This is a genomic window from Bacillus sp. FSL M8-0049 (assembly GCF_038593355.1).
In the GTDB taxonomy this organism is placed as follows: Bacteria; Bacillota; Bacilli; order Bacillales; family Bacillaceae; genus Bacillus; species Bacillus safensis.
Genome location: NZ_CP151986.1, coordinates 1431546 through 1451651, shown reverse-complemented (window position 1 = coordinate 1451651; position 20106 = coordinate 1431546). Strand labels below are relative to the sequence as shown.

General features: G+C 41.0%; 19 protein-coding genes. All 19 read right to left on the bottom strand.

Features of this window, described 5'->3' with window-relative positions:
• Positions 1 to 6: 6 nt before the first annotated feature.
• Positions 7 to 846 (bottom strand): peptidoglycan editing factor PgeF, encoded by an 840-nt coding sequence (gene pgeF / locus NSU13_RS07430; protein ID WP_024426938.1) that lies wholly within the window; start codon positions 844 to 846, stop codon positions 7 to 9.
• A gap of 235 nt (positions 847 to 1081) precedes the next feature.
• Complete coding sequence (locus NSU13_RS07425) at positions 1082 to 1318, bottom strand: YlmC/YmxH family sporulation protein (RefSeq protein WP_008344958.1); 237 nt, start codon at positions 1316 to 1318, stop codon at positions 1082 to 1084.
• Between the two features lie 79 nt (positions 1319 to 1397).
• On the bottom strand, positions 1398 to 2174 hold the full coding sequence (locus NSU13_RS07420) for an ABC transporter ATP-binding protein (protein ID WP_342489967.1): 777 nt from the start codon (positions 2172 to 2174) through the stop codon (positions 1398 to 1400).
• Positions 2175 to 2304: 130 nt separating this feature from the next.
• Positions 2305 to 2661: a PTS glucitol/sorbitol transporter subunit IIA gene (locus NSU13_RS07415; protein ID WP_111927335.1), complete on the bottom strand. Its 357-nt coding sequence runs from the start codon at positions 2659 to 2661 to the stop codon at positions 2305 to 2307.
• Positions 2662 to 2685: 24 nt separating this feature from the next.
• Positions 2686 to 3696, bottom strand: coding sequence for a PTS glucitol/sorbitol transporter subunit IIB (locus NSU13_RS07410; protein WP_024426936.1), 1011 nt, complete (start codon positions 3694 to 3696; stop codon positions 2686 to 2688).
• 13 nt (positions 3697 to 3709) lie between these two features.
• Positions 3710 to 4240, bottom strand: a complete 531-nt coding sequence (locus NSU13_RS07405) for a PTS glucitol/sorbitol transporter subunit IIC (protein WP_024424246.1) — start codon at positions 4238 to 4240, stop codon at positions 3710 to 3712.
• 18 nt (positions 4241 to 4258) lie between these two features.
• Complete coding sequence (locus NSU13_RS07400; protein WP_087977397.1) at positions 4259 to 4690, bottom strand: transcriptional regulator GutM; 432 nt, start codon at positions 4688 to 4690, stop codon at positions 4259 to 4261.
• Between the two features lie 12 nt (positions 4691 to 4702).
• Positions 4703 to 5947 carry an SAF domain-containing protein gene (locus tag NSU13_RS07395; RefSeq protein ID WP_024426935.1) on the bottom strand — a complete coding sequence of 415 codons (1245 nt, stop codon included), beginning with the start codon at positions 5945 to 5947 and terminating at the stop codon, positions 4703 to 4705.
• A 244-nt stretch (positions 5948 to 6191) separates the two neighbouring features.
• On the bottom strand, positions 6192 to 7130 hold the full coding sequence (locus tag NSU13_RS07390) for a sugar-binding transcriptional regulator (protein ID WP_046310871.1): 939 nt from the start codon (positions 7128 to 7130) through the stop codon (positions 6192 to 6194).
• 150 nt (positions 7131 to 7280) lie between these two features.
• Positions 7281 to 8060, bottom strand: a complete 780-nt coding sequence (sigG, locus tag NSU13_RS07385; protein ID WP_024424250.1) for an RNA polymerase sporulation sigma factor SigG — start codon at positions 8058 to 8060, stop codon at positions 7281 to 7283.
• Positions 8061 to 8203: 143 nt separating this feature from the next.
• A complete protein-coding gene (sigE, locus tag NSU13_RS07380) occupies positions 8204 to 8923 on the bottom strand; it encodes an RNA polymerase sporulation sigma factor SigE (RefSeq protein ID WP_007499746.1) in 720 nt (239 codons plus the stop codon).
• A gap of 58 nt (positions 8924 to 8981) precedes the next feature.
• Complete coding sequence (gene spoIIGA, locus NSU13_RS07375) at positions 8982 to 9911, bottom strand: sigma-E processing peptidase SpoIIGA (RefSeq protein WP_046310869.1); 930 nt, start codon at positions 9909 to 9911, stop codon at positions 8982 to 8984.
• 250 nt (positions 9912 to 10161) lie between these two features.
• Positions 10162 to 14472 carry a S8 family serine peptidase gene (locus NSU13_RS07370; RefSeq protein WP_342490027.1) on the bottom strand — a complete coding sequence of 1437 codons (4311 nt, stop codon included), beginning with the start codon at positions 14470 to 14472 and terminating at the stop codon, positions 10162 to 10164.
• A 308-nt stretch (positions 14473 to 14780) separates the two neighbouring features.
• Complete coding sequence (gene ftsZ / locus NSU13_RS07365; protein WP_024426931.1) at positions 14781 to 15926, bottom strand: cell division protein FtsZ; 1146 nt, start codon at positions 15924 to 15926, stop codon at positions 14781 to 14783.
• Positions 15927 to 15959: 33 nt separating this feature from the next.
• Complete coding sequence (gene ftsA / locus NSU13_RS07360; protein ID WP_034281692.1) at positions 15960 to 17282, bottom strand: cell division protein FtsA; 1323 nt, start codon at positions 17280 to 17282, stop codon at positions 15960 to 15962.
• Between the two features lie 159 nt (positions 17283 to 17441).
• Positions 17442 to 17810 (bottom strand): small basic family protein, encoded by a 369-nt coding sequence (locus NSU13_RS07355; RefSeq protein WP_003210988.1) that lies wholly within the window; start codon positions 17808 to 17810, stop codon positions 17442 to 17444.
• Entirely contained in the window at positions 17810 to 18535 is a 726-nt protein-coding gene (locus NSU13_RS07350) for a DUF881 domain-containing protein (protein ID WP_034281689.1), read from the bottom strand. The genes NSU13_RS07355 and NSU13_RS07350 overlap by 1 nt, the downstream gene beginning before the upstream one ends.
• A 20-nt stretch (positions 18536 to 18555) precedes the next feature.
• A complete protein-coding gene (locus NSU13_RS07345) occupies positions 18556 to 19245 on the bottom strand; it encodes a DUF881 domain-containing protein (protein WP_034281688.1) in 690 nt (229 codons plus the stop codon).
• On the bottom strand, positions 19242 to 20021 hold the full coding sequence (locus tag NSU13_RS07340) for a cell division protein FtsQ/DivIB (protein ID WP_061109806.1): 780 nt from the start codon (positions 20019 to 20021) through the stop codon (positions 19242 to 19244). Before NSU13_RS07340 ends, NSU13_RS07345 begins: the two co-directional genes overlap by 4 nt.
• Positions 20022 to 20106 lie beyond the last annotated feature (85 nt).

Sequence of the window (20106 nt, the reverse complement as noted above, 5' to 3'; positions counted from 1 at the left end):
TTGCACTTATGCCTCCTTAAACCCGACAAAAGACATCATACGTCCTGTTTTGCCTTGATCACGCCGGTGTGAGAAGAATAGCTGATCATTGCAGCTTGTACACATCGAACTGACATGTATGTTTTCTTCTTTTATTCCTGCATGAAGCAATACGTTTTTGTTTAATGTTTTCAAATCAATTTTATATTGTCCTTGTGAAATCTCGGAATACACATCCTCTGTTGAAAAAGGAAGCTGTTTCACTTGATCCATGACTGCGTCATCGACTATGTAGCAGCAGCTGCCAATGGATGGTCCAATGACGACTTGAATATGATCGGCCTTGGCACCTTCTTGGCGGACCCATTCATCAACCATCTTTGCACCAATTTGCTTGACGGTTCCTTTCCAGCCGGCATGAGCCGTTCCAATTAATCCGTTTTGCGGAGCTAGAAAATAAAGCGGAACACAATCAGCGAAACAAAGAGCGAGCATCATGTTCGTCTCAGAGGTATATAAACCGTCTGTACCAGGCAGTGCCTCATGATAATGAAGACTTCCTCTTCCTCTTTGCTCCTTGGTGACTTTCAGGATGCGATCCTCGTGTGTTTGGTCTGCAAACACCCAATCAGAGAGCGGCACAGCAGCAGCATCTGCTATGACTTGACGATTCATTTGAACACTAGAAGCATCATCTCCTACATGGAGTCCAGTGTTCAATGATTGATATGGAGGTAGGCTGAAGCCGCCATTTTTTGTCGTAAATCCGGCCAATACCTCTTTTCCAGAACATGTCATGTTCGTCCAATCATGAATGGTCATTGCATATGGTGATTTCTGCTGAAAGGGGTCATATTTGTGTGTCAAAGCTGCCTCCCACCTTTCATTCATCTCTCTTTATATCGCTCCTATTTTACCACAAGACATGCATAGACAGTTAGTGGGATTCATTAAATATTACACTCAAATGTGCCCTTTCTGCAGGTTTTTTTTCAAATTGATATGAAAACGTAATCTTTTTACCCGAAAAAGACATTGTTTGCTGAGAATGGAGAGTTTGTTTTAAGGAAAAATTGAATGATTCATTGAGGAGTTATATGAATTAAGAAGACAATCGGACAAGTATCACATCTTCGCCAATTTTTACTATATTTCGCCAAGGGACGATCATTTCCTCTTCTTTTCCGAAAAATCCCATCATTTTCCCTGTGCCGCCAATAATAATCGCTTGTATTTTGCCGCTTGTCACATTAATATCAATGTCCCCAATGGTGCCTAGTTTTTTTCCGCTGGATACATCGACGACATCCTTGATTTGGAATTCAGAAATACTGATCATCTGTCCTTCCCCGCCTTTCGTTTTCTACTATAATATGTATGATGGAAAAGCAGGGACGCAGACCAATAGTTTCTTTTATCTACAATTTACTTAAATGCGGACGGCCATTTCTCCACATGACATCTACCGGACATTCAAAAAAAGAAGAAAGCAAGCCGCTTGTCATCATTTCTTTTGTTTCTCCTTGATCAAAAACAGATCCATCTTTTAATAATAAGGTGTGCTGAAAAACAGGCAGAATCTCCTCTGCATGATGGGTCGTATAGAGCAAAGTAGGCGCATCAGGCTTTGCTGCAATAAATGAGATGGTCTCCAGCACTTGCTCTCTTGCTAAAAAATCAAGACCCGTCACAGGTTCATCTAAAATCAAAAGCTGCGGATCATTCATTAAAGCCCTCGCAATCAAGACTTTTTGCTTCTCTCCCTGTGAGAGGGTTTCATATGTTCTGTTGGCATATTTGAATGAACCAAATGCTTTTAATAGATCAATGGCATTCTCTCTCATTTCATCTGTCGGGGTTTCATAAAGCCCGATAGAAGCAAATGCGCCGCTAAGTACAATTTCAAAAGCATTGTCGTCTCTATGCAATTTCTTTTCAAGTCCCGCTGAGATGAGACCAATTTTCCTCCTGAGCTTTTCACCAAGAGCTTCCTTGCCAAAGACATGTCCCAGCACTGTCATCTCGCCTGACGTGGGGAAATAATAGGAGCAGAGCATATTTAATAAAGCGGTTTTTCCCGCACCATTTAAACCGTAAAGCACCCAGTGTTCCTGCTTGTTCACCTGCCAGTCAATAGACTGCAGCAGCCATTTCCCATTTCTTTTTAATGAAACATTCTTCAATTCAAGTGACACCATAACTTCCTCCTGATTAAAAATTCTGAATATACAAATAATGAATGTTTACAGCATATCGTAAATGCTCTTTCTGGTAAACCTCATATAAAAAAGCTGCTCCTAATTAGGAACAGCTTTTTTTACATGGTTACGAAATTTCAATTCGTACGCCTTCTTTTATATCAGGAAACGTGTGGGGGGATGCAAAAACAGCGCCTGGTAATACATCATCAAACGGCTCTTGGAAGTAGATCGAAATATGGCCGAGCTCTTTAAAGTTCTCATTTGCTTTATTGCCGAGGGCTGTGATCGTGTACGTTTGATCGCCCACTTGAATGGTTCCGCCTAGCTTCAGCGGCTCTTCTTCTAGATGCTCGAACTCATGAATGACAGACATATCTCTTAATTCCTGCGGCGCTGCGGGTCCAAATAAAACAATCAGCTTATCTTCTTTAAATTGAGGGACTAAGATCCCAATTTCTTTTACGACAGATTGTGTTACCATGTATCTCGATTCCTCCTTTAATACTTAATACATACCGAAGCTGGCAACGTATGCGATCACAACAGATAGAACCCCTGTAATAAGACGGCTATACAAAACAGCTGGTACCCCATATTGTACCGTTTCCGGCTTCGCTTCACCAAGTGACAGCCCCACTGGAATAAAATCACACCCTACTTGGCCGTTGATGGCAAATAGTGCAGGAAGTGCAAATTGAGGCGGAATGTTTCCTAGTGCAATTTGACTACCAATCAGAACACCGATGACTTGGGCAATGACTGCTCCAGGTCCTAAGACAGGTGATAGGAACGGCAGTGTACAGACCACAACGAGCAGTAAGAGCCCCCAAAGAGATCCTGCCAAAGGTGATAGAAAATGGGCAATCAGGTCACCGATTTTTGTATAATTGATAATTCCAATTAACATACTGACAAATGCCATGAAAGGAATAATGTTTTTCAAAAGCATATCAACAGAATCACGGCCGGCCTGGTAGAACGTACCGGTGACTTTCCCGATTCCGCGTGAGAATCTCATCAGGAAATTGCCTTTTTCCTGCCGCTCAATATTCTCCTCTTTCAGCTTTGCATACGTTTCTTTGAAATTCTCTTTGTCAATCGACTCACTGTTTTCCTGACCTTCTGCTTTCGCCTCACCATCAGATGCTTCTGCATAGGAAATATCTTTTTCTGTTACGCCTGATACGAAGATATCTTCTGTAATATGTTTAGCAAGCGGCCCAGAAGGAGAGGATGCCAAAACGTCTACAGTAGGAATGCGTTTCATTGGATAAAGTCCGATTCGCGCTGTTCCACCGCAGTCAATGACAACACACATCATTTCATCTTCTGGTATAGAGTTTTTAAAGCCGTCACATGCTTCTGTCCCTGTCATTTCTGCAATTTTACGTGCAACCGGGTGAATGCCTCCCCCTGTAATGGAAACAACCTTTCTTCTTTTACCAGTTGGTTCAAGCTCTAAGCCTTCTCCCCATCCGCCAGCACCTTTTGCAACAAATACTTTGTGGTTTGTCATGTCTAACCCTCCCCTATTGTGAATTCGCTTTCATTTTTCCTGCTAAATATTTTGTAATCCATTCAGTAATGATTCCGCGTAGTAAAATGACGACGATCCCGACTAAGAAGTAACGAACAGCAAGCTCTGACATTGAATATCCAGCTTCTTTAATCCCGTTCGCAATTCCTAAGTAGACAAATAGTTCTCCTGCGTTGGCATACGGGAACAGTGATGTCACCGGATGAACAAATGAAACAGCTGAATCATAGAATGCTGGTTTTTGTTTTTCAGGTAAGAAGCGGCCAAACGTATAAGCCATTGGGTTTGTCAAAATAAGAACAGATAAGATCGGCATTAACGTGTAGCGCAAAATGGTATATTTCGCTGCAAACTGAATGGCTCTATTCACTCGCTCTTCTCCAATAAATTTCATGACAGCATAAGTGAAAGTAAGTAACACAACAAGCGTTGGAACGATACCTGTAATTAGACCCATGAACTGCTTTCCGCCGGCTTCAAACATTCCGATAAAGTGCTCTCCAAACCATTGAATCCATTCCATGTTTCATCTCCCCTTTCCTTAGTTCACATTTGTTATATTTTTTTTCGAAATCGAGACAAGTGCCTGCTCAGCCGCCATGGAAAGTGCTTGCATGACAGCTGGCGCTTTTTTGCGCTTTTTCAACGTCTTCTTCATCATATGGTGCTCGTCCAGCACAGTCCCTACATGCTTGCCTTCATATGCAGGGACTTCTTTAAATTTAGATAAGATCGACACGCCGCCAAGCACATGGCATTTTTGAATGATATATGATTCATCCACAATGATGAGCGCAATGGCTCCAGGGCCAACTTTGCGCCGTTCCATTCCTGAGAATAAGTGATATCCCTGTTTCCCTCTGTAGTCATCAATTAGTGAGTCCATGCTTTTACGGTAATACTTGATTTGGATAAAAGATAACCCATATTGCACAATGAGAATGATACAAAGTACGATTGCTAATTTTTCCATAGCTTCACGTCCTTATGATTGAAATAAGTGATCTTGTAATGAACGCAGCTTCCAGACGGTTGTGTTTGAATCAAGCTCTACATCATCATGAGTAAGGAACTGTCCTAATTTGATGTCTTTTTTCGCTACAACTTTTCCGCTGATTAAGCCAATTGGAATGTGACCGTTCGTTTTCATGTCTTGATGTGTTTCAAGTACACCTCTTACGGAGTATCCACCAATTCCGTCAAGTGATTCTCCTGCTTTAATATCTCTTTTCGCAACAGCGACTGTTTCTGAGACTGGTACACCAATCGGGTGGATCGATGAATCATGCTGTAAGACCGCTTTTGCGATCGTAACAGGTGTTTCAAGGCTCGCTAAGTGGAAAGGACGGTAAAGCGTGTAGTGAGGACCTTTTCCAACTTTTAAGTAACGAAGCTCTTCATCTACTGGCTCTAGATCACTCTTGACGATAACGAATACACCTGGAGCAAGTCCGTTTACATATTCCACGACTCCGAAGTTATCGAGCACGCCGCCTTGTTGTTTTTGATTCAATTTATCTGCTACATTCTCTAAATTTGCTTCGACTCCGTGCATACCGACTTTATCTGGCAAAAGCCCTGTCGCGTTACTTAATAAGTTCATTTCTGCCATTGTTTTTGTTCCGTCTTGGAAGGCAGCGAGCATATGCGCACTCATATGTTTACTATCTGCTTCTGCTTTACACGTATCTGGATTTGCTTCTGGGAAGAATGGGTTGTTCTTGCCTTTCCCAGCAACGAGCACCTCAAGTCCCATTGTTTTTGCAAATTCATATAATTCTAGTGTAGCTGCGGGTTCGTCTCCAGCTGATCCAGAATAAACAAGCCCTGCATTTGTGAATAATTTATGCATCACCAAACCGATGGTAATATCAACTTCTACATTTAAAAGAACGAGATGTTTCTTTGAATTAAGCGCTTCCAAAGAAATGTTTGCTCCGACCTCTGGGACTCCTGTTGCATCTACGACAACTTCCACAAAATCTGATTGAATTACTTCTCTATAATCATTTGTGACGACCATTTGATGCGGCTTCGCATGCTGCTTGTAAAAATTCGCTGCCTTCTCTGCTGCACTAAGGTGAATATCACAAACACCTGCTACAATCATGCCTGGAATTTTAGAAATTTGTGAAATAAGTCCAAAGCCCATTTGGCCTGCCCCAATAATTCCTACTTTGATTGGATCTCCACTGCGTTCTCGAGCTAACAACTGTTGATAGATTGACATCTAAATCATCCTTTCAGGTTTTCTTGCTTCTCGGGTAGATTGCTAGAAAAATAATCTGAAACTTTTAACAAATGTTATAAAAATTAACAAAAATCTGTTTCTTGTAACATTTGTTATTTTATTTATCATTTGTTATGAACTTAGTTTATATGATGTGTCAACTTTGTGTCAAGATAAAATCGATAAAATTTTCAATCTTTTTGAGTCTAAAGGCTCAAAAAAACTACCTAATATGATTAGGTAGTTACTTTAATAAGGCATCTCCTGTTCGTTCATCCGTAATTAATACATGAATTAATCCACCTTCTAATGCTGCCCGGATCGCTTCAATTTTTTCTTCTCCTCCAGCAACACCAATGACAAGCGGGATTTCTTTCAGCTTTTGCGGGCTTATGCCCATTACCCGGTCGTTCCATGGGTGAGGATACACTTCCCCTTGGTGATCAATAAAGTTATAGCAAATGTCACCCGCTACATCCTTCGCTTGAAGAATATCCTCCTCTCCGCTTGTCATATAAGATTTCACCATCGTTGAATGCTGCGGAACCCCGCCAATCCCGACAACTGCAATATTTGATGATTCTCCTAGTTCAATCACTTTTTTGATTGACGGCTGCCGAATCAGTACATCCTTCGCTTCTTTCGTATCAAGCATGACAGGCACATGTAAAAACTCACATTTAGATTTGAGTGCCTCTGTGCATCTCGCAATAATATAATTGGCATGGATATCAACATCTTCGTTTCCCACACCCCCGACTAGAGGAACAAATGTCACGGATGGGTAGTGCTGAACTGACGTAAGCGCTTTCGCCATTTCATGCAAAGTGGTTCCTGAGGAAAAACCGATGACTTGTCCATCCTTCATGACTTTTAATAAAAAGCCTGCCGCCGCAGCGCCAATTCGGCTTTTTGTTGTTTCTTGACTGAGCGTTTCCACACAGACGACTTCTCGCAGCCCATATTTCCGCTCTATTTTTCTTTCTAACGATCCATATTGTTGATTCACTTCATCATGAATAATGATTTCCACGATTCCTGCTTCACGTGCTTTTGCCAAATATTTCGATATGAGCGAACGGCTAACCCCAACCGCTTCTGCTATTTTAGATTGAGTGGCGCCTTCTTCATAATACATATGCGCAACCTTAATGAGCAGCCTTCTTTCATCATGGAATGTCATAATAACCCTTCTTTCCGCTTAAGTGTTCCCTAACAAATGATATCTAAAATAACATTTGTTAAAAACAGATTAAATGAAAAAAATAACAGAGTCAATACTAGAGACGTGCTCTTTCCAAGAATGAAAAAAGCCGCACATGAAGCGGCGGCTTTAAAAGATGTTTTTATTCATTTGTTTAATGGCTGCTTTTTCAAGTCTTGAGACTTGTGCTTGAGAAATTCCGATCTCTTCAGCGACTTCCATTTGCGTTTTTCCTTGGAAGAAGCGTTTGCGCAGAATCATTTTTTCTCGATCATTCAATCGGCGCATTCCCTCTTTTAAGGCCAATTCCTCTACCCATTGTGTGTCTTTGTTCCGATCATCACTAATTTGATCCATCACATAAATCGGATCTCCTCCGTCATTATAGATCGGTTCAAACAAAGAAACAGGATCTTGAATCGCATCTAGGGCAAAGACAATTTCCTCATGAGGCACTTCCAGCACTTTGGCAATGTCTTCTGCCGTTGGCTCCTTGCTTGTCTCACTTATCAGCCTCTCACGAACCTGAAGCGCTTTGTAGGCAATATCTCTAAGTGAACGAGACACCCGAATTGGGTTGTTATCACGCAAGTATCGACGGATTTCTCCTATGATCATAGGGACCGCGTAAGTTGAAAATCTGACATTGTGGCTTAAATCAAAATTATCAATTGATTTCATTAATCCGATACAGCCTACTTGGAAGAGATCATCCACATACTCGCCTCTGTTGTTAAAACGCTGAATCACACTTAAAACCAACCGCAAATTGCCATTGACTAGCTTTTCTCTTGCTGTATCGTCACCCTCATCCTGCAGCTGTCTGAACAATTTTCTCATCTCTTCGTTTTTCAGAACAGGCAGTTTGGAGGTGTCGACTCCGCAGATTTCCACTTTATTTCTGGACACTTTTTTCCCTCCCTACAGGAGCTGTTGTACAAAGTTCAGTATCTCCTTGGGATGGAAAAATATGCACGAGTGATGATGAGAATCATGAGAAAAGAAGTTGATACCTTTGACAGTAAAGGGACAGAGCTTTCAAAAAAATTTTTTTAGACCATTTTGTTAAATTCTTTTTGTAATCGTTTAATAATTCTTTTTTCAAGTCTTGAAATATACGACTGGGAAATGCCTAACATATCAGCGACATCTTTTTGGGTTTTTTCTTCACCGCCAACTAAACCGAATCTGAGCTCCATAATCTGCTTTTCGCGGTCATTTAATTGCTCCAGCGCTTTTTTCAACAGTTTTTTATCTACATTTGCTTCAATATCCCGCGTGATAATATCATCATCTGTTCCAAGTACGTCTGATAAAAGCAATTCATTTCCGTCCCAATCAATGTTGAGCGGCTCATCAAACGACACTTCTGAACGAATTTTATTATTTCGGCGCAAATACATCAAAATCTCGTTTTCAATACATCTCGAAGCATATGTCGCAAGCTTGATCTTTTTTTCTGGGTTAAATGTATTGACTGCCTTAATCAGGCCAATGGTTCCAATACTAATTAAATCCTCAATATTAATCCCTGTGTTTTCAAATTTTCTTGCGATATAGACCACCAACCGCAAATTTCTTTCGATCAGGATGGCCCTTGCTGTTTGATCACCTTTTGGTAATTTGACAAGCAGTTCCTGCTCTTCATCCTTTGATAATGGCGGCGGCAGCGCCTCACTACCACCAATATAATAAATCTCATCACTCTTAAGACCTAGCTTCATGAGGAGTTTATACCAGTAGTAAGTGAGTTTAAATTTTAATTTTTTCATCTTCTTCTCCCTTCTAAATGTCAAGTTGACCTCGTAAGATAAAAGACATCACCAAAACTTAAGACACCCCTTGGATGATTTTTCCGTCTAACATATCTGGATGAATGATGGATTGAAATTCCTGATCTGCTGATAAACCGCTCAGACTCATGCCTACAAAACACTTGGCTGGCTGGATCATATGCGTCTTTGAATAAATGATGACCGTATCTGGTTTTAAGCATAGAAGAAACCCGTGATCATGACCGACCGCTCGATATGGAACAAGTCTTAAACGGTCAAGAAGCGGAAATTGATCATCGAGCTTTTGCATCACTTCAACAGGATGAGACTGCTTCATAAGCTCTATAAATGGCTCTCCGCAAATGGACATGAGCTGATCTGCTTGAACGATCATCACAGGTGTTTTCGTCATAGGATCATACAGCTGATTACCGGAATCGACGAGTCCCTTTAAACGGATGATCTCCCCGTGAATGTGTATCTCCACAAGGACTTGTTCATCAAACTGTCTTTTTTTCGCACCGACCTCTCCTAATCTTTTCTTTGAAAACAGCCAAATCGCAGGAAAGCCGGTTAAAACGAAAAGCCAGCTAATGGGATCACCAAAGCCATCATTTTGTGAAATCAACAGCCCGTCTTGAATAACAGTATTGGTTTGTAAAAACGAATGAACCCCGATCATGCCTCCTCCCATCAAAAATGTGATAAAGTAAAAAGCAAACAGGTTTTGAAAAAAGGATCGAAATCTTTGAAATCCAAAAGTGGCAAGCACGATCAAGACAGAAAAAAGCAGTTTGCCCAAAGGGTGTGACACAAACATTGCAAATGGTGTAAAGAGCAAGAGAACAATGCTCGATCCAATCAGAGCTCCTAACATATATCGCCGTTTTTTTACTTGTCGTTTGAGAATAAATGCAGTGAGTAAGAGAAGCAATAGATCAAAACAAAAGTTTAACAGCCAAATCACATCTAAATAAATGACCACCTTCTGCTCCTTTCATCTGAAACAAAGAATCAAAAGCAGTACTTGCACTTGTTTGTACCAGTATAAAACAGCCAAGAGATGGAAGTCTGTCAATTCTTGTTGGGGATGATAGAGAACTTTTGGTGGATTGTTATTGTTTTTGTCGAGGAATGAGAGCACAAAGCAAGAGAGTGTGCTTCCGGACAAGCTTTCAAACAATTATTCGAAACGAAAAAGACACGCTCCAAGGAGTCGTGCCTTTTTTTAAGGATTATTTTTCATTGATATTTAATGTGCCTGAAGCCTTTTGTCGAGTAACATTTCCATAATCATCCCGAACAATCACTTCAATGACTGCACCTTTTGCTTTAGCGGTAGAAGTAGCTGTCCAGTAGCCTTCATATGTTCCGCCGGCTACCTCACGAAGCGGCAGCTCTGTTGTATTTTGCAGCTTTGATCTCGCGTTTGTCAGCGGCATATGAATGACAAACGTTGCGTCTAGCTTTTCTCTGCTGTTAAATGAAATTTTAACAGACTCACCTGATGATAGATTGACATTCTCTGCTGGTGTCAGCTTAGAAATCTCAGGCGCTTCGTATTGAACATCGATATCGACTTTTTTAGTCGCTTTGTTTCCTGCTGCATCTTTTGCTGTAACTTTGATCGTATTTTTCCCGTTCTCAAGCAGGATTCTTGCAGAATATTTCCCATCTTTTATTGCTGCCTTTTTTCCATTCACAGTGACTTGATCAAGATGATCATCGGTTACCTTTCCTTCTACAGTGAGTGATTCTTTGTTAGATTTTTCCCCTTTTTTTGGTGTATCTATCGTTACCACTGGGGCTGTTTGATCAATGATCACCTTGACTGATTTGGATTTTTTCGTTGCGCCTTTATCCGTAACAGTGGCAGCCGTAAATACATGCTCTCCGCTTGACACTGTAACCTTCTCTTTGAAAGCACCCGACTGATCTGCTTTCACTTTGGCAATCTCTTTATCGTTTTGATAGATCGCTACATCAAGCCCTGGAGAGGCTTTACCTTCAATCTCCAGTTCATCTTTGTTCGTGATCGTTCCAGCCTTTGGAGATGTTATTTCTGGCACATCTGCTTCATATTGGACAAGCGCACGAATCATATAATTCCCCTCTTCTTTTGGAGAAGGAGAAAAGGCACCGCTTGTCAGCTGCCAGCTTCTTTCAGCATTTGGTCCATCTTCATCTGTTGCAAGGCCTGGAGATTCCGTATTCTTTTTCGTTTGAATATAGACAAGATAGAAATCTCCATCCACCGTAATGGCTTGATCTTCTAAATCTACTTTTGTCCATTCACCATTACGCAGCGCATTCGCTTTAAAAGGTCCCGCGATTTTCTTACCTGGAGCACCGTCCTTTCCGGAAGCATCATACACTTCAACCGCAAATTCATTCCCGCCAGGGGCTGGCCACTCTGTTGTCCAGAAACGGAAAAGTCCCCCTGCGACCTGCGCTTGTTTCTTCCCTTTTTCTAATGAAAATTTCACCGCCCAGCCATTACCAGGATCATAGAACGCCCGCGCATTTTCAGCTGTTCCGTCATCGTAGCCAATTTCGCCAGCAAAACCGATGAAAGGTTCCAGCTTGATTGCTTTTTCAAGCGGCTTTTCTGTCACATCAGCTGTAAACGAATATCCTTTAAACCCTTTCGCAAATACTTTGACTGTATACACACCGCTCAATGCCTCTAGAGAAAACTCACCAGATTCATCAGTTTTCACCGGCTCAACTTTCGCATCCTCTACAAGATAAACCGTAGCATCCTTTACTTTTTCACCCGTTGCTTCGCTTACAATTGTGCCAGATATCGTTCGTTTTTCTAGTGGCTGTAAGGAGAAATTTGCCTCTGCCTGATCATTTGCAGAAATATTGACTTTTTGGGTGCGTGATTCAAAGCCATATGCTTCAGCTTTCACTGTAAATTCCCCTGCACCATGAGAAAGCTGATATCTCCCTGTCGCTTCATCCGTGTACGTGGACTTGCCGCTTTCAAGAACACTGATTTCTGCCTTCATCGGAAGAGCTTTGATAGATGGGGCATCTAAGCTTTTTTCCTTTTTCATCTGGACATGTTTTTCTTTTAGTTTAGCAGGCTTTGCACTTTTCGGATCGACGGGTTTCTTCTGCTCCTGTGCTGGCTTTTCTTTTTTGATGACGCCAAGTTGTTTCTTTGCCTTTTGAGGCAAGGCTTGATCTGTTATTTTCACATCATCTAAATAAAAACCGTCTTTTGTCACACTGCCATCCGTTCTTAGCTGAAAAATAACTCTCACGTTCTGACCTTTGTAAGCAGATAAATCAACTTCTCCTTTTGTCCATCCACTTGTTTTGCCTGTGTAGGCTGCCACTTGGACAGCATCTTCCCCCTCAGGCTGCACATGAATATGCACATAGTCATAATTTGCTTCAAGGTCATGCCAGTATTGAAATTGTAAAAAGGAGGAGCCTGACTCAGGTACAGCAATCATCGGCATAGATAAATGAGCATCTGTTTGATTTTCATAAGGACTGTCTAGGTTTGTAGCGTAGACATGATCTCCAGTAAAGGCCTGTTTCGGACCTGTGGTCGGCTTCCCCCACTGCCAAGGATCTTTTGTTCCACCACTGAACCATCCACTTGGCCAAGCTTCAAAATCTTGCGAGTAGCCAGTCGTGATGGATGTTTTAATCGGAAGCGTATACGGTTCTGATGCGGCTTCATTTTCTCCAAAATCTTTCACAATCCATCGGTACGTGACGTTTTCTCCCTCAAGTTCTGGGAGCTGGACAACATATGTCCCTTTTAAATGATTTCCATCCGTTCGTTTTGCTTGAAGCGTCTCCCTTTTCCCTTGATCCACTTGATAGCTCAAGGAGACATTTGTCACAGCTACTTCATCTTCTGCTGTAATACTAAGAGGTGTTGGCGTAGAGGCAAAAATTTCATTCGGTCCTTTATGAGAAAATACAGGTGGTTCTGTATCTTCTCCTTCTTTTGTTACCTGCCCTTCAATCTTGCCAATTCCATCTGTTAATGCTGTAATCGCTTCTTTTGCATCAACTAATCCTGCCCCATAGCCATTGTTAGGGGATTCCGGGAATTGTTGATCTGTCAGTGGTTTTGCAGTATCAATGAGAATTTCTTCAATCTCTTCAACAGACAGATCTGACTGTACTTGGCGCAGAAGAGCCACAACAGCTGAAACATGCGGACCTGCCATCGAGGTTCCATTCCAGCCATCCTCATATCCTTTCCCTGGAATAGAAGAACGAATGTTTACCCCTGGGGCCGCAATATCTGGTTTCATGACCCCATATGGAGAGGGACCTTGCAAAGAGAAAGAACCCAGTTTGTTGTTTTGATCTGTTGCACCCGTCGCAAAGGCTTCGGGATAGTTCGCAGGATTTGCAATAGATCCCTCACCGCCAGGGTTAAATAAATCCGTATTACCAGCTGAAAATTCTGGGAAGATGTCCGCTGCTCTCCAAGCATTGACCACATCTTTATACCAATCATCAAGACCAGGCCCACCGCCCCAAGAATTATTGACCACATCTGGCGCCTTTTCTGGATGAGGGGTTCCGTTTTTATCTTTTGGAGCTAAAATCCATTCACCTGCGTCAAGCAGATCAGCATCTGATCCACCATCTTCTGAGAAAGCTTTCACCGCGATCCATTTTGCACCTGGTGCGACTCCAATTTGATTCTCTCCATTTGGCTCAGAGCCAACCATCGTTCCCGTTACATGTGTACCATGCTCTAAATCATCGTATGGCGCTTCAGAACCTGTCGTTGCATCGTACCAATTGAATTCATGAGAAGGTTCATTCGGACGTGCAGGATCAAATCCACGGTATTTTTCTTTTAATGCAGGATGATCCCATTCCACACCTGTATCAATACTTGCCACAACGGTACCAGTTCCGTCATAGCCTAAAGCCCACGCTTCTGGGGCATGAACTTGAGAAATGTTCCACTCGATTCCATCTGCTGCTTTGATTTGTTTGTTTTTCTTTGAAGTCTTCAAATCAACAGGACGATGGATTTGACGGATTTCATTTGGCAGCACTTGATCTACTTCTGGGAAGGAAGCCACCTTTTCCATGACTTCTTTCGTTCCCGTCACAGCGAGACCATTTACAATATAGTACGAATGAATATCCTTCACTTGCTTTTTCTTTTGTGCCTTTTGTAAATAAGCAAGCAGCGCTTCTTGCGTCTCTTCAGACGTCGCTCTTAGTTCTGATACGACAGCTGATCTTTTTGTGTACTGCGTTTTAGCTGCTGTTAACTTCTGTTTTTTGGCCTTTGACACAGCATCCTTCGCCACTTTTTTGACATTGGTTTGTTCCTTCATTTTGACTAAAAAGGTCACCTTGTCTTCTTGTTGAAACTGTTTCATTAATCTAGATGAGATCTTTGCTTTTGTTTTCTTGGAGGAAACAGCTTCCTCTTGATATGAGGTAGAAGTCGATTTTGCTTGAACCATCCCAAAGCTTGTCATCGTTAAAGTACCAATCACCAAAAGACTCATCAAACGATAGCCGGCGGTCTTGCGAAACTTCACTTTCAATCAAATCCCTCCTCCTCAAATGGTCAAACAGTGTATGGGTTTAACTCCTCCCTTTCCTTTGTTCATGACAAGATTCATGGTGTTCTATTTAATGTAGTCAAATAAAGTTCATCATTTTGTCGCTTTTTGTAATAGGATTTAAAAATGATTCTTTTTACTTAATCACTCTAAGCCGAAATACATATGTTGAATAAAGTAGCCCAGACAGATTTAAGACTTTTTGATTAGGAGTGATACAGGTTTCTTTATATATTGGGCATGAAAAAATCCCCTTCCGGTGGAAGGGGATGAGTGATACTCGATTAGCGTTTATTACGATTGCGCAAGAACGTTGGGATATCCAGCGTATCATCGCTTGATTGTGTATTTTGTCTCGGCTGAGATGATGACTGCTGATGTTCCTCACGCTTGACTTCACGTTTTTGAGGAATGGATTGATTTTGCTTTAATCCTTGCCCTAATGGATTTCTTTGTGGTTTTGACACCTCTGGCTCTTGCTCAATAAATCCCGTTGCGATCACGGTTACCACAATTTCATCCTTCAAGTTATCATTAATGACAGAACCGAAAATCATGTTTACATCTTCATCAGATGCAGAAGCCACAATGTCCGCTGCTTCTTGTACCTCATAAAGACTTAGGTTCGTACCACCAGTAATATTCATGATGACACCTTGTGCACCGTCGATTGCCGTTTCCAGAAGTGGTGAAGAAATAGCTTTCTTCGCAGCTTCAGCGGCACGATTTTCACCAGTCGCAACACCGATACCCATAAGAGCAGAACCTTTATTGGACATGATCGTTTTCACGTCAGCAAAGTCAAGGTTGATTAAACCTGGTGTAGCAATAAGATCTGAGATCCCTTGAACACCTTGTCTTAGCACGTTATCTGCTGCACGGAATGCTTCAAGCATTGGCGTGTTTTTATCAACAATTTCAAGCAAGCGATCATTTGGAATCACAATTAATGTGTCAACTGCTTCCTTCATAGAAGCAATTCCTTCGACTGCTTGAAGCTGACGCTTTCTTCCTTCAAATGTGAAAGGACGAGTCACGACTCCAACTGTCAATGCACCAGAATCTTTTGCGATTTTTGCAATGACAGGTGCAGCACCCGTACCAGTTCCACCGCCCATACCAGCAGTAACAAAGACCATGTCTGCGCCTTTTAATACTTCTTCAATCTGTTCTTTGCTTTCCTCAGCAGCTTTTTTACCGACTTCAGGATTCGCACCTGCTCCAAGCCCTCTTGTCAGCTTAGCACCGATTTGCATTTTCGTTTCTGCTTTTGATAGATTTAACGCCTGTGCATCTGTGTTGACTGCAATGAAATCGACACCTTGTACGTCATTTTCGATCATTCGGTTGACAGCGTTATTTCCGCCTCCACCTACTCCGATTACTTTAATTGATGCTAGGCCGTCTATATTTGTTTCAAACTCCAACATGCTGAATCCTCCTAATCCGTCGAAAATCTAATTCTATTCCCAGAACATATTAAATAGTTTTTTCATTTTGCCCGGTTTTTTATTTGTCTCTTCTTGTGCTTTTTGTTTTACTTTCGGTCTTGGCTGCGCTTCTTTTACTTGTGGTGCAGAAGAAACCGGCTCCATGGACGCGCCTACTTCATGAAACGCCTCATCCGGCATTTGGAATCCAACCTGTCTGCCCTGAATCTTTGCATTGCGATAAGCAAAGTGGATCAGACCCACTCCTGTCATATACTGAGGTTCTCTCACCCCAATATAATTCGGACTTGCAATTCTAACATTGTTTTGCAAGACCGTTTGTGCAAGAGAAAGGATACCTGGTATAGCTGCCTGTCCACCTGTTAAAACGAATCCTCCAGGCAAATCATGGACACCCATATTTCTTAATTCCTCTGCCACAAAGAGCAAGATTTCTTCCAGCCGCGCCTCGATGATATTAGCCGCTTCAAGCTGTGTATACGTCTGTTTCTGATCGGTACCGATGACAGAAACTTCAAATGTTTCCTCAGACGATGCCTCATCATAAAACGCATGTCCAAATTGTTTTTTGATTCGTTCAGCTTCTTCAGTAGAAGTTCTAAGTCCTATAGACAAATCTTTTGTAATGTTCTCTCCGCCCAAAGGGATACTGTGAGTAGAATAGAGATGCCCGTTTTCAAATACGGAAATCGTTGTAGATCCGCCGCCAATATCGACGAGAGCTACCCCTAGATTTTTTTCATCTTTCGATAATGCTGCTGAGCCCGATGCGAGCGGCTGCAAGCAAATATCCATAATTTCAATTCCAGCTCTTTCTACACATCGGAGCCAGTTATGTAGAATCGTCTTAGAACCTGTAATTAACGTTCCATCCACCTCTAGCCGAACACCAAGCATTTTTTTCGGATCAGTGATCTCATCTCTTCCGTCGACGATAAATTGTCTCGGGATGACGTCTACGACGAGATGTTCTTGAGGAATAGATACTACCTGTGCAGCATCTAAGACACGTCTCACATCTTCAGCATGTATTTCTTTGTTTTCACTAGATACTGCGACCACGCCGCTCGTGTTCTGAATATGAATGTGGTTTCCGTTAATTCCGACAATCGCCTTTTGTAAAGGAAAACCTACCATTCTTTCAGCCTGTTCAAATGCTTGTCTAATAGAATGAACTGTCTCATCTATATCAACAATCGATCCTTTTTTTAACCCTTCTGAAGGGACATTTCCAACACCTATAATGTTAAGCGAATCATCCGCCATTTCTCCGACGATGACTTTTATATTGGATGTACCGATGTCAAGGCTGACGTAAATTTCATTGTTGTTCATTCTATGGCACCTCCTCACATATCAATACTTTCTATTCTATTATTTGCTGAACAACAATACAATGAATGTGTTTTTACAAGTGTGTAACAAAACTTAAAAAATCAACATTTTTTATTAGGATTACTGAAAATATTCGTTACATCATATGTATATCCTTTTTTATGACTCACTTTTTTTCTTTTTTTCTCTAGAAATTGTCCATTTTGTTAGTAGAATTCTTCGAATAACTGCTATATTTTGAAACAATCTAACGCCGAAAGCAAACATTCCGACTAAATACAAGTCTACACCAAGATGGACGCCCAGAAAAGCTAAACTTATTGCAAGTATAATATTAAAGAAAAAGCCTGATACAAACACTAGTTCATCGTATGCCCCTTGCAGATGTGCCCTGATTCCACCAATCAATGTATCAAGCGCAGCAAGTACAGCGAGGGAAAGATAATTAGAATACTCATTCGGTATCGTAAAATTTGTTAAGAAACCGATCGCAACTCCTATGATTAAGCCAAGTACAGGAAGCCACATTAAGATTTTCCCTCCTTTACATCGTCAAGAGGCTTCAACTCGTTTAACTGAATCGCACCGTCATATGCTTTTAATTGAATTTGCTGCTTCGGCTGGCTAATACTCAAGCCGAAATTTTCCTGAGCAAACAAATCACCAATATCTGATACATTTAAACGGCTATATAATTTGTCGGCCTGGTCGCTGATCATCTTGATGGTCACTTCATCACCATCTAAGCTGTAGCCATCCATTTTCGTCGTGCCATTAATATCTCGAATCACACTTGTATTAATCACACGGTGGTCATTAATGGAAATATGTTTTGCCCCATACATATTTGCTTCGTTGATTAACTTTTTCAGAAGATCAGGCGGGATATTTTTCACTTCTTCCCCGGTCAGTTCCTTGGAGAAAAGCTGAGAGATGTCAACTTCAATTCCTTCCCCTGTCACTTCTGTAAAACCAGCCTTTTCTTTTAAATCTTTTAATGTTTTTGTCAGTTGAGCTTCTTTTGATTGATCTCCTTGATGACCATACTTTTTCAGCATTTCATCGTATTTATCAATTTCTTTCAGTAAATCCAATTCTTTACTTTTAGATGCAGATAAATCCTCTCTTAGCTCCCACACATCGCGAGTATCACGAACTTTGGGCTTTTGCAATGAATTAAATTGGATGGAGACCATGATGCCGAATATCACCATTAAGGCTGTCAAACTAAGTAAAGGCTTCTTTTTCCTCAACACCACTCACCTTTTCACTTTTAATCTTTGTGTTTTAAAAGAGGATTCATACGAATATCCTTTTTTTCAATCGTCATCGAAATGTGATCACTTGTCAGCTGATCGACTACTCCTCCTGCAATATTTAATGCAGGTATTAACACAGCCGGATCACCAATAGCAGAAATAACAAATGGCGCTGGATGCTGAACCCCGTCAACTGTGACAACTGGGCCGTTACAATGTATGTACGATTGGTGTGTAATTCTCTGTCCATTAATAGATACAGCAGAGGCCCCTGATATAAACAGTTCGTTTATCACATGAAAAATGTGGCTCTCATGAACAATGTAATTATTGACATTTTGTCCACTCGGGATATAAGATGCATCTTCAAGGGATACTTTTACCCCTTTTCCTTTTACACCGATCTCTCCTGTAAACATCCTGTATTTCTCAACATCTTCCAATACATTAAAATACTGCTCTTTTTCATTTTTCAAATTGGCCTCAGTGGCTTGAACCTGTGATTGTAGGCTATATAATTCTTTTTCAAGTTTCTGATTCGCCTTTTCTTGCTTTGTCAGCTGACTTTTCAAGGAATATTCTTTTTTCCATTGCTCTGTTCGGATGACATCTGCCTGATGCTGCTTTGTATATTGGTATGAAAAAGAAATCAGAAAACCAAGAACAAGCATTACAATTGAGAATATAACTGTTTTGCCTCTCAACGTTCATCTTCCTTTTTCTTAGATTTAAACGCTTCAAAATACGTCGCGACTTCCATATGGATTGTGCCTTTTTCAGATGGCGAAAGTTCTTTTACAATGGCAGGATAGGTTTTCATTTTATCAGCGAATGTTTTAATTGATGCAATCACGGTGTTCCCGTCATTCATATAAAATTTAACGAGCCACTGGTTTGAGCTTGTCGGCACATAATATATTTCTGAGATGAGTTCCTGAATAGAGGCTGGCAGCTGATTTAAAGTTCTAACCGTTTGCTTCAGCTTCTCTTTATTGTCCCAATCAACAAAAATAGGTCCTGCATGACTTGGTGTGACTTCTTCTGGCAATACTGTCCCATTTTCAAGAAGCTCATAGTATAGATTTCCCTTTTGAAGATAAGCAATATTGGCATATTCTTTGACAGCAATACTAACCTTATTTGGAAAATGTTTTTTGATACTGACACTTTTAATCAGTTTGTTTTGTTTAATATGATCTGCTGTTAAATCTTTATTTAAATTCCAAAACTCTGTTTCGCCTTCTTTAATCTGGGAAAGTTTCACAAGCTGTTTTGTAGGGACATGCTCGTTACCCGTAATAGTTAAAGAAGAAATTTTACTGATTGGTGTCTGCAAATAAATAATGATTAAAACCATGATAAAAAACAGTAGAATAAAAGAGATTAGTCTCCGATTCGCTTTCTGCTTCCTTTGTTCTTTAATTTTAGGAATCCGTTCTTCTATATTGACGATCTTTTCATTTTCATGATCAGGCCGCATATATATTCTTCACCCCATTCAAAGCTGCTTGTCCACACCTTTGGGTCATCATTTTGATGAGAAAACAAACGGCATTCTTCATGCC

What these genes read in the sequence shown, in the direction of transcription:
- NSU13_RS07425 (WP_008344958.1), bottom strand. Translation starts at nt 1,318, where the DNA reads ATGATCAGTATTTCTGAATTCCAAATCAAGGATGTCGTCGATGTATCC.
- NSU13_RS07415 (WP_111927335.1), bottom strand. Translation starts at nt 2,661, where the DNA reads ATGGTAACACAATCTGTCGTAAAAGAAATTGGGATCTTAGTCCCTCAA.
- NSU13_RS07410 (WP_024426936.1), bottom strand. Translation starts at nt 3,696, where the DNA reads ATGACAAACCACAAAGTATTTGTTGCAAAAGGTGCTGGCGGATGGGGA.
- NSU13_RS07405 (WP_024424246.1), bottom strand. Translation starts at nt 4,240, where the DNA reads ATGGAATGGATTCAATGGTTTGGAGAGCACTTTATCGGAATGTTTGAA.
- NSU13_RS07400 (WP_087977397.1), bottom strand. Translation starts at nt 4,690, where the DNA reads ATGGAAAAATTAGCAATCGTACTTTGTATCATTCTCATTGTGCAATAT.
- NSU13_RS07395 (WP_024426935.1), bottom strand. Translation starts at nt 5,947, where the DNA reads ATGTCAATCTATCAACAGTTGTTAGCTCGAGAACGCAGTGGAGATCCA.
- NSU13_RS07390 (WP_046310871.1), bottom strand. Translation starts at nt 7,130, where the DNA reads ATGACATTCCATGATGAAAGAAGGCTGCTCATTAAGGTTGCGCATATG.
- sigE (WP_007499746.1), bottom strand. Translation starts at nt 8,923, where the DNA reads ATGAAAAAATTAAAATTTAAACTCACTTACTACTGGTATAAACTCCTC.
- ftsZ (WP_024426931.1), bottom strand. Translation starts at nt 15,926, where the DNA reads ATGTTGGAGTTTGAAACAAATATAGACGGCCTAGCATCAATTAAAGTA.
- ftsA (WP_034281692.1), bottom strand. Translation starts at nt 17,282, where the DNA reads ATGAACAACAATGAAATTTACGTCAGCCTTGACATCGGTACATCCAAT.
- NSU13_RS07355 (WP_003210988.1), bottom strand. Translation starts at nt 17,810, where the DNA reads ATGTGGCTTCCTGTACTTGGCTTAATCATAGGAGTTGCGATCGGTTTC.
- NSU13_RS07340 (WP_061109806.1), bottom strand. Translation starts at nt 20,021, where the DNA reads ATGCGGCCTGATCATGAAAATGAAAAGATCGTCAATATAGAAGAACGG.